The sequence below is a fragment of the Listeria sp. ILCC796 genome (assembly GCF_900186175.1).
In the GTDB taxonomy this organism is placed as follows: Bacteria; Bacillota; Bacilli; order Lactobacillales; family Listeriaceae; genus Listeria; species Listeria goaensis.
The window spans coordinates 1-4,357 of sequence record NZ_FYBV01000019.1; the positions used below are offsets into that span (position 1 = coordinate 1).

The window sequence follows — 4,357 nt, forward strand, 5'->3', positions numbered from 1 at the left end:
GCAGATTCTTATGTACGCGGAACATACACAGGTTCTGTTGTCAAAGTAGGACTTGTTGTAAATGGAACGCCTCTTACGAAGATTCCAGTTGGAACAGATGGTACCTTCCAATATTATGCACGTACAGCTATCACAAATGCAGCAACAGATGAAGTCTATGCGATTGGTTATAACTCAGAAAATCTTGAAATTGCAAGAACAAGAGTACCACTAGTTGCTACTATTGCAGAAACAACGATTAATGCATTGACAACGGATTCCGTAAAAGCCGAAGGAACAGCGGAACCAAATGTGGATATTGTGATTAAAGACCAAAACAATACGCAAATCGGGAGTGGAAAAGTAGGTTCTGATGGAAACTACAGCATTACGATTCCAAAACAAGCCGTTGGAACGGTTGTCACAGCAACTGCAACGAAGAATGGCCAAACGAAGAGCGCGAATACAACAGTGACGCAAGAAAATCTTGCACCAACGACGATTAATGCGTTAACAACGGATTCTGTGAAAGCCGAAGGAACCGCGGAACCAAACGCGGCAATTGTGATTAAAGATCAAAACAACAATCAACTTGCAAGTGGTGTTGTTCAAGCGAATGGAACTTACAGCCTAACAATTCCAAAACAACCATTTGGAACAGTTGTAACGGCAACCGCAACGAAGAATGAAAAGTCTGCTAGTGCAAGCACAACAGTGACGCAAGGTAATCTTGCGCCGACGACAATTGGTGAATTGACAACTGATTCTACAGTGGCAGAAGGGACGGCGGAACCAAATGCAACGATTGTGATTAAAGATCAAAGCAATAACCAACTTGCAAGTGGCCGCGTAAGTTCTGATGGCACGTACTACCTTATTATTCCAAAACAAGTAGTTGGAACAGTGGTGACGGCAACGGCAACGGCTAATGGGAAAAATGCAAGTGCGAGCACAACTGTCACACAAGGTGGTATTGCACCGACAACGATTGGTAAGCTAACGACAGATTCTACATCGACAGAGGGAACAGCAGAACCAAATGCAACGATTGTGATTAAAGATCAAAATGATAATCAACTTGCAAGTGGTCGTGTAGCGCCAGATGGTACGTATTTCTTTAGAATTCCAAAACAAGCTGTTGGGACAGTAATAACAGCGACTGCGACGGCTAATGGGAAAACTGCGAGCGCACATACAACGGTAACGCAAGAAAATATTGCGAAAACAACGATTAATGCGTTAACGACAGATTCTATAAAAGCAGAAGGAACAGCAGAACCAAATGCAGATATTGCGATTAAAATAGGTGGTACGACGATTGCAACTGGGAAAGTAGATGCAAACGGTAACTACAGTCTGGTGATTCCAAAACAAGCCGCTGGAACCGTTGTAACGGCAACAGCAAGCAAGAATGATAAGGTTGAAAGTGATTCTACTACCGTGGCACAAGGAAATATCGCGCCAACGATGATTAATGCGCTAACAACAGATTCTACATCAGTAGAAGGAACAGCAGAGCCAAATGCAACGATTGTGATTAAAGATCAAAATGATAATCAATTAGCGAGTGGCCGAGTAGGTTCTGATGGCGTGTACTATTTAATGATTCCAAAACAAGCAGTTGGAACCGTTGTGACGGCGACAGCGACATTAAGTGGTAAAACATCAAGTGATAATACAACGGTGACACAAGGAAACATTGCGAAAACAACGATTAATGCTTTAAATACAGATTCCGTGAAAGCAGAAGGAACGGCCGAGCCGAATGCAACGATTGTATTTAAAGATCAAAACAACAATCAAATTGCAAGCGGCGTTGTTCAGGCAAACGGCACATACAGTGTGACAATTCCAAAACAAGCGTTTGGAACGGTTGTAACGGCAACGAAGAATGGAAAAACATCAAGTGATAGTACAACGGTGACGCAAGAAAATCTTGCACCAACAAGGATTAATGCGTTAACGACAGATTCTGTGAAAGCCGAAGGAACCGCCGAACCGAATGCAACGATTGTATTTAAAGACCAGAACAACAACCAAATTGCAAGTGGTGTTGTTCAAGCAAACGGCACATACAGTGTAACAATTCCAAAACAAGCGTTTGGAACGGTTGTAACGGCAACGGCAACGAAGAATGGAAAAACATCAAGTGATAGTACAACGGTAACGCAAGGAGACCTTGCACCGACAAGAATTAATGCGTTAACGACAGATTCTGTGAAAGCGGAAGGAACGGCCGAGCCGAATGCAACGATTGTATTTAAAGACCAAAATAACAATCAAATTGCAAGTGGCGTTGTTCAGGCAAACGGCGCATACAGTGTAATAATTCCAAAACAAGCGTTTGGAACGGTTGTAACGGCAACGGCAACGAAGAATGGAAAAACATCAAGTGATAGTACAACGGTGACACAAGGAGACCTTGCACCAACGACAATTAATGCTTTAAATACAGATTCAGTAAAAGCGGAAGGAACAGCAGAGCCGAATGCAGATATTGTGATTAAAGTAGGTCAAACAATGATTGCGACTGGGAAAGTAGGATCAGATGGAAATTACAGCCTGGTGATTCCAAAACAAGCAGTTGGAACGATTGTGGTAGCAACGGCAACGAAGAATGATAAATCAGCAAGTGGGGATACAACGGTGACACAAGGAAACCTTGTGCCAACAACGATTAATGCGTTGACCACGGATTCTGTGAAAGCAGAAGGAACTGCCGAACCAAACGCGGCAATTGCAATTAAAGTTGGACCAACAACGATTGCAACCGGTACGGCTAATGCAAGTGGTGTTTATAGTATTACAATTCCGAAGCAAGCGTTTGGAACCGTTGTGACAGCAGATGCAACGAAGAATGGCAAATCTTCAAGTGCGAATACAACGGTAACGCAAGGAGCTCTTGCTCCAACAACGATTAATGGGTTAACAACAGATTCCATTAAAGCTGAGGGAACTGCTGAACCAAATGCGGATATTACAATTAAAGTAGGCCAAACAACGATTGCAACAGGAAAAGTAGATTCAAGTGGAAACTATAGTGTCACTATTCCGAAGCAAACGGTAGGAACAATTGTTAGTGCAACGGCGACAAAAAATGATGTAACATCGAATCAAGCGCCAACAACGGTTACACAAGGCGACATTGCGCCAACAACGATTAATGCACTTACAACAGATTCAGTGAAGGTAGAAGGGATTGCCGAGCCAAATGCAATGATTGTGATTAAAGATCAAGATAATAATCAACTTGCAAGTGGGATTGTACAACCTGATGGAACTTACAGCCTGACTATTCCGAAACAAGCATTTGGAACGATTGTCACGGCAACCGCAACAAAAAATGGTAAGTCTTCCAGTGCGAATACTGCAGTAACCCAAAATGAGATTGCACAAACAACAATTAATCCACTGACAACCGATTCTGTGAAAGCAGAAGGAACAGGAGAACCGAACGCAACGATTGTGATTAAAGATCAAAACAACAATCAGATTGCAAGTGGGATTATTCTAGCAAATGGCACATATAATATTACGATTCCGAAACAAGCAGTCAATACTGTTGTAACGGCAACGGCAAGTAAGAATGGTAAATCTTCAAGTGCGAATACAACCGTCACACAAGGTAATATTGCACCAACGACGATTAACTCACTTACAACGGATTCCGTGAAAGCAGAAGGAACCGCGGAACCAAACGCAACGATTGTATTTAAAGATCAAAACAACAACCAAATTGCAAGTGGTATTGTTCAAGCAAATGGCACATACAGTGTGACTATTCCAAAACAAGCATTTGGAACGGTCGTAACGGCAAGTGCAACAGCGAAAGGCAAAACAGAAAGTGCGAATACTACGGTTACACAAGGTAATATTGCGCCAACGACAATTAATGCCTTAGATTCTGATTCTACAAAAGCAGAAGGAACGGCAGAACCGAATGCAGATATGGTTATTAAAGTAGGTAATACTACGATTGCAACAGGAAAAGCAGATGCTAGTGGGCATTACAGCATTACCATTCCAAAACAAGCGGCAGGTACTGTTGTCATTGCAACCGCAACGAAAAATGGGAAATCAGCAAGTGCGAACACAACCGTTACACGAGCTTCAAATGGAACGGTGACGGTGAAAGATGCGTACTATGTTGGTTATGATACACGCGTTAAAGCGGAAGTAGCTGGCGATGTGACGAAAGTTTACTTGGAAGTAGATGGCACTAGAAAATCTACTATTCCTGTAACGGGAAGCTTCGAGTACTATGCGAAAAATGACATTACAAGTACAACACAAACAGTCTATCTTGTAGGTCTAGATTCAACGAATAAAGAACTGGATCGTAAACGAGTAACATTAAAAGATGGACAATTAAAAATTG

Annotated in this window: 1 protein-coding gene; it reads left to right on the forward strand. The window is 42.2% G+C overall.

Annotation, left to right across the window (positions count from 1 at the left end):
- Positions 1-4,357, forward strand: a 4,357-nt coding sequence (locus CFS04_RS13145; RefSeq protein ID WP_255377796.1) for an Ig-like domain-containing protein, incomplete at both ends; no start/stop codon positions are given.